This is a genomic window from Pseudarthrobacter sp., assembly GCF_036675385.1.
In the GTDB taxonomy this organism is placed as follows: Bacteria; Actinomycetota; Actinomycetes; order Actinomycetales; family Micrococcaceae; genus Arthrobacter.
Map to the genome: position 1 here is coordinate 1 of NZ_JAKFFD010000175.1, position 5,885 is coordinate 5,885.

Annotated in this window: 5 protein-coding genes and 1 pseudogene; 3 read left to right on the forward strand and 3 right to left on the reverse strand. The window is 64.5% G+C overall.

Features of this window, described 5'->3' with window-relative positions; all coding sequences use genetic code 11:
- The 3 genes and pseudogenes from V6M49_RS15305 to V6M49_RS15315 form a co-directional block, all read left to right on the forward strand.
- Nucleotides 1–477, forward strand: a pseudogene (locus tag V6M49_RS15305) (malate synthase A); the annotation flags it as partial.
- Nucleotides 478–480: 3 nt separating this feature from the next.
- Entirely contained in the window at nucleotides 481–1,773 is a 1,293-nt protein-coding gene (locus tag V6M49_RS15310) for a DUF6986 family protein (protein ID WP_332761828.1), read from the forward strand.
- A 10-nt stretch (nucleotides 1,774–1,783) separates the two neighbouring features.
- On the forward strand, nucleotides 1,784–2,596 hold the full coding sequence (locus V6M49_RS15315; protein ID WP_141142209.1) for a bifunctional allantoicase/(S)-ureidoglycine aminohydrolase: 813 nt from the start codon (nucleotides 1,784–1,786) through the stop codon (nucleotides 2,594–2,596).
- A gap of 661 nt (nucleotides 2,597–3,257) precedes the next feature.
- Here V6M49_RS15315 and V6M49_RS15320 read toward each other — a convergent pair.
- From V6M49_RS15320 to V6M49_RS15330, 3 genes are all read right to left on the reverse strand, one after another.
- A complete protein-coding gene (locus V6M49_RS15320) occupies nucleotides 3,258–3,485 on the reverse strand; it encodes a hypothetical protein (protein WP_332761829.1) in 228 nt (75 codons plus the stop codon).
- Nucleotides 3,486–3,618: 133 nt separating this feature from the next.
- A complete protein-coding gene (locus V6M49_RS15325; protein WP_332761831.1) occupies nucleotides 3,619–5,259 on the reverse strand; it encodes a serine hydrolase domain-containing protein in 1,641 nt (546 codons plus the stop codon).
- Nucleotides 5,256–5,885, reverse strand: a 630-nt coding sequence (locus V6M49_RS15330) for a diaminopimelate decarboxylase family protein (protein ID WP_442959743.1), incomplete at its 5' end; no start/stop codon positions are given. The genes V6M49_RS15330 and V6M49_RS15325, both read right to left, overlap by 4 nt.

Below are 5,885 nucleotides of genomic sequence, written 5' to 3' on the forward strand. Positions count from 1 at the left end.
GAGGTGTTCGACGCCGTCCTCGGCGAGCGCCCGAACCAGCTGGACAAGCAGCGCCCCGAGGTTTCGGTTACTGCGGACCAGCTGATCGACATCGCCTCGGCTGACGGCCAGGTCACCGAGGGCGGGCTGCGCCTGAACCTGTATGTCGCCGTCGCCTATACCGCCGTCTGGCTCTCCGGCAACGGCGCCGTGGCCATCCACAACCTCATGGAGGACGCCGCCACCGCCGAGATCTCCCGCTCGCAGGTCTGGCAGCAGATCCGCAACAAGTCCGTCCTCGCCGACACCGGAAACACCGTCACCCGCGAACTGGTCGAAAAGATCCTGGGCGAGGAAACGGAACGGCTCCGGACCGAATTCGGCGACGAGGCCTTCCGCCTGTACTACCAGCCGGCCAGCAAGCTGATCGCCGAGATCTGCCTGTCCGAGGACTACACGGACTTCCTCACCACTCCGGCCTACGAACTGGTGGGCTGAGTCATGGCGGTCTCCCCCACACCGTCGCTCTCCGCGGCGGACCTTGCCGCCATCGACGCACAGCTGGCCGCCACCGACCAGCTGCTGGAACGTAATTACCCGGGCGACGACGGCACCCGCCAGCCCGTGCACACCGTGTACGTGCCGGCGGACCGTTTCACGCCGTCGTTCGCTGCCGACTGGGGTGCCCAGGCGCTTACGACGGCGGAGGCTCACGGCGGGCTCGAGAAGCTCGGCGCGCTGCTGGGTCAGGAGCCGGAGCTGGCTGCCGCCGTCGCCGCACGGGTCGGTGCCAAGCTGCGCACGGAACCGATCGAGGACCTGCGCCTCGATTTCGAGGATGGCTTCGGCGACCGCGGCGATGAGGCAGAGGACGCGGCAGCGGTCGCGGCCGCCAACGCTGTGGCCACCGCCGTCGCGGCCGGCACCGCGCCGCCGTTCATCGGCATCCGGTTCAAGTGCTTTGAGGCGCCCACCCGAGCCCGCGGCCTGAAGACACTGGATCTGTTCGTCTCAACACTCGCGCAGGCCGGCGAACTTCCTGCCGGGCTCATCCTGACCCTGCCCAAGGTCACTACCGTGGCCCAGGTCCAGGCGATGGACTTCGCCGTCTCCCGGATGGAGGAAGTCCACGGGCTTCGCGCCGGCCGGCTCCGCTTCGAGGTCCAGGTGGAGACGCCACAGCTGATCCTCGGGCCGGAAGGCACCTCCCCTGTGGCGCAGTTGCCGCACGTGGTCCCGGGACGCATCAGCGCCCTGCACTACGGCACCTACGACTACTCCGCGTCGCTGCAGATCTCGGCCGAGTACCAGTCCATGGAGCACCCGGTGGCGGACTACGCCAAGGAAGTCATGCAGCTGGCCGTCGCCGGCACGGGCATCCGCCTCTCCGACGGTTCCACCAACATCATCCCGGTGGGCGACGCCGTCGAGGATGCCTGGAAGCTGCACGGACGCCTCGTCCGCCGCTCGCTGGAGCGCGGCTACTACCAGGGCTGGGACCTGCACGCCGCCCAGCTGCCCAGCCGTTTCGCCGCCACGTATGCGTTCTACCGCGAGGGGCTTCCGGCCGCCGCGGCACGCCTGCGCACCTACGTGGAACGAGACAACGCAGACGGCACCGAAGGCGGGGTCATGGACGAACCCGCCACCGCCCGGGCCCTGGCCGCCTTCGTCCTGCGCGGCGTCCAGTGCGGCGCAGTGGGGACCGAAGAGGTCCAGGCGCTCGCCGGCGTCGAACTTTCCCAGCTGACCGCACTGGCGCACCCGCGGCTGGCACACTCCACTTCAAAGTAAGGATCCAATGATGGGCAAGTACTACTACCCCCAGGGCGGGCTGCCGCCGCAGACGCACCTCACCACGGAGCGGGCCATCGTCACGGAGGCCTATACGGTCATCCCCAAGGGCGTTATGACCGACATCGTGACCAGCACCCTGCCGGGTTTCTCCAACACCCGCTCCTGGATCCTGGCCCGCCCGATCTCCGGGTTTGCCACCACGTTCTCGCAGCTGATCGTGGAGATTGGCCCCGGCGGCGGCGCTCCGAAGGCCGAGTTTGAGCCCGGCGTTGAAGGCGTCGTCTTTGTCACCAAGGGCAAGGTCAACCTGACGCTCGACGGCGAACTGCACCAGCTGGAGGAAGGCGGCTACGCCTACCTGGCCGCCGGTGCCACCTGGGGCCTGGAAAACATCTCCGACGATATTGTGTCCTTCCAATGGATCCGCAAGGCCTACGAGCGGCTGGAGGGTTACGAGGCAAAGTCCTTCGTCACCAGTGATGCCGAAGTGGAACCCACCGCGATGCCGGATACCAACGGCGCCTGGAAGACCACCCGCTTCACGGATTCCAGCGACCTGGCCCACGACATGCAGGTGAACATCGTGACGTTCCAGCCGGGCGGGGTCATCCCGTTCCCGGAGACCCACGTCATGGAGCACGGCCTGTACGTCCTGGAGGGCAAGGCCATGTACCTGCTCAACAACGACTGGGTCGAAGTGGAAGCAGGCGACTTCATGTGGCTGCGCGCCTTCTGCCCGCAGGCCTGCTACGCGGGCGGCCCTGGCGAATTCCGCTACCTGCTCTACAAGGACATGAACCGCCAGATCAAACTGACCTAGCTGTATAGACCACTGACGTTAGTGATGTTCGGCGTAGTGGGGGGACACGAAGAAGACCTCCGAGTGGAGTAGGGCTTGTCTAGAGTCCATTCCATACGGGGCGAGCTCAACTCCGAGTTCTCTGCACCACAGGGCCATGATTTGAACGTTGTGTTCCAGTGCCTCGCGGTCAGCTCTCAGTTCTGGCAGCAACTTCACGCGTCCCAACTCCTTGTACGGTACTTTCATACTGACCGGATCCCGGGTTGTGCGCCGCGGGCTCCACGCCTGTGATCGCCAGCAATGCCCGATTTCGCTCGCAGACGCTCCGATGCCCGTCGGAGGTTGCTGCTGGGAACCCAAATCACTAACTCGTCCGTCGACCTGGTGGAAGTCGGGCATACCGGTTACACCCGAGCGTCATCACAGGCCCGTTGCGCCTAGTGTTTATTGAGAGCTGAACACAGGCCCCCGGGGCCGACAACCTCTGGGCGTTGGTACATTTCCTCCTCCCGGCCCGCCGTTGGCCCCAGCCTGGCGAGGGCATCTGGTGGATTCCGCGGACTTTCAAGTGCTCACTTCCAATAAGGACCGGGCCGGTCCGCCTGTGCTGGGGAGACCGGGGTCAGTGCACCGGGGGCGGGTTCGGCGAACCTCAGCGGTCAGGGCCGATCTTGGTCTGTCAGTTCGCCGTTTGTTCGCGCCGTTCGTGCGTCTGTCCGTAAGGGACATCGCGGCTGATGGCGACGGTGTAGCTGGTATAGCCGTGCTGGGTGACCAAGATGCCGTGGCGGCGCTCCTTCACGGCATGTTCGCGGGCGATGTCGACTGCGGTGTTCAAGTCGTTTTCGACGGTGGCAGCGTCGTGGGCGGTGATTTCCAGGACGACGTCCGAGTGGCGTTTGATCATGTTGGTCTCTTTCTCGGCGGAATGTGCCGGGGGTCTCAGTTGGCACGGCTTCCGGGGGCCGTGCACACGGTTGATCGGCAGCGGGATGCACTGTGTGGAAACATTCGTCGGCGTGGAATTCTGACTAGAACCGTTAGGGACGAAAAAACCGGGAGTAACGGAAACCGTCGCGCTCAACCCAGGCCGTGACGCCGTCGATCTTCGGTCCCGCGACCAGGCGTTCAGGCAGTCGGGGATCCAGACCTATACGGAAGGTGTCCGGTTCAACCTCTACAAGGACGGGGTTGTCGCTGGGAGCTTCTACTCCCGTGGCCGCTATAAGCCGAAGGCGGCCGTCTTGTTCAACGATCCTGAAGCTGGGGTACCAGGGTGAGTAGCAGCGGTAGTGGCCGACCATCGGGTTGCCGGTCTTCGATCCATTGGTGCTGCCCGGGCGTCCTGTCCGGGTGAGACACCTGTCTCCGTAAGTCCAGCGCGCCTCGCCATCCCACTCTTCCAGCCGGTGGTGGAACTGTCGCCATTGAGGATGTGAGCAGGCGAGCCGGCCCTGCGTAGAGTCGTACAAAGCGCCGCTCTCCCCGGCAGACGTGAGCGTTAGCCGGCCGTCGGACTGTTCCCGTGAGACCTCGATGCTGAAGGCCCCGTCGGTCCAGGTTCCCTCGTAGCGGCCTGCATCCCGCACTTGCGTGCGGTCCAATGCACAGCGTTTGTCGTCGGGACCCTGTGTCACGATGTCCAGAATGTTGCGGCACAAGAGCTCGGCGGGCCCGGAGCCCCCGTTCGCGTTGGTCAGCACGACGACGGCCAGTTGGGATGTCAGGTCGGCGGCAAGATGGGAGCTGTATCCCACCATCCCTCCGCTATGGGTTAGTCGCGTGTGTCCGTGATCTTCTTCAACAATCAGGCCGAGCCCGTACCTGCCGGGGAGAGGCGTTAGGGAGTCAGGTGGGGCAACGTCGTGGGTGATCTCGTGGAAACGGCCCTCACTGATGATGCGAACACCGTCGATCTCCCCGCGACCGAGGAGCATTCTGGCGTAACGGCCCATGTCCGTCGCTGTGGATACGACATTTCCGTCAGCACCGTCTGCCTCGACCCATGGGGCCGGCAGCAGGGGATCGCCTGGCAGGACCGGCAGGTCGTGGTGTAGTGGCTGCGTTCCTGCGGCCATCAGGTGATGCGTCCCGCTGGCGATGGAGGCATTGGAGTCTCCCATGCCCAGGGGGTGCAGTATGCGCTGCTGGACCGCGTCGGCGAGCCGTTGACCGGTGACCTGCTCTATCACTAGTCCGAGGAGGATGTAGCCGGCGTTGGAGTAGTGGAAGAACTCACCGGGCGCGGAGCCGGTCACTGTGTCAGCGAGCGTGACGGCTTGAGGGAACGCGTCAGCCAACGCGTCGGAACCGGCAATGAGACCGCTCGTGTGCTGCATGAGATGGCGAAGCGTGATGGGCAGGTGCTCGGTTTGCACCCTGAACCAAGGAAGATAGCTCGCTACCGGCGCGGAGATGTCCACGAGCCCTTCATCGGCGAGCTGCTGCAGGACCAGGCAGTTGAACGACTTGCTGATCGAGCCGATCTCAAAACGCGTACCTGCGCTCACGACTTCCATTGAGCCGAGACCAGAACTACCGCTGCAGACGGTGATGACTTCGCCATGCCGGTTGACCACGCATACCGCTGCTCCTGGCATAGGCCACCAGTTGTGGGCCTCCGAAAGGAGGACGAGGATCTTTGCCAACAGGTCGGCTTGAGGCACCGCATGGCGTGTCATAGAAGCACTTCCCGCACCAACAAGTCGTTGATGGTTTCCCGCCGGACTGCCAGGCGCGACTTCCCGTCGCGGCAGAAGACGACTGGAGGACGGAATGCCGCGTTGTAGTTGTTGGACATTGTGTAGGTGTAGGCGCCTGTGACCGGCACGACGACAAGGTCACCCACGACCGCTCTCGGCATCACCGCGTCCCGCACCAGAACGTCGCCCGACTCGCAGTGCCGGCCGACGACGTCGCTGATCTCGAGTCGGTGATCAGCGTTCATTATCCATGGTTGGAACCGCTGGCCGTAGAGAGATACTTCCAGGTTATCGCCCATCCCCCCATCCACCGCGACGTGCGTCCGGACTCCGCGTTTGACGGTCACGACCTGGTACAGGGAGATGCCCGTGGAGGCGACCATCGATCTGCCTGGTTCCACTATGAGCTTCACATCCTTACCGAGATATTCATGCACCGCGCCGACGAGCGTTTCCGCATAATGCTCCACGCTGGCCGCCGGGTCTTCGGACGTGTACCGGCTGGCCAGCCCGCCTCCCAAGTCGTACACGGGGAACCTCGGCAGCTCAGCGAGCGCGGCGACTTCCTGACGGAACTGGTCCAGATCGAAGATCTGGGAGCCTAT

What these genes read in the sequence shown, in the direction of transcription:
- V6M49_RS15310 (WP_332761828.1), top strand. Translation starts at nt 481, where the DNA reads ATGGCGGTCTCCCCCACACCGTCGCTCTCCGCGGCGGACCTTGCCGCC.
- V6M49_RS15315 (WP_141142209.1), top strand. Translation starts at nt 1,784, where the DNA reads ATGGGCAAGTACTACTACCCCCAGGGCGGGCTGCCGCCGCAGACGCAC.
- V6M49_RS15320 (WP_332761829.1), bottom strand. Translation starts at nt 3,485, where the DNA reads ATGATCAAACGCCACTCGGACGTCGTCCTGGAAATCACCGCCCACGAC.
- V6M49_RS15325 (WP_332761831.1), bottom strand. Translation starts at nt 5,259, where the DNA reads ATGACACGCCATGCGGTGCCTCAAGCCGACCTGTTGGCAAAGATCCTC.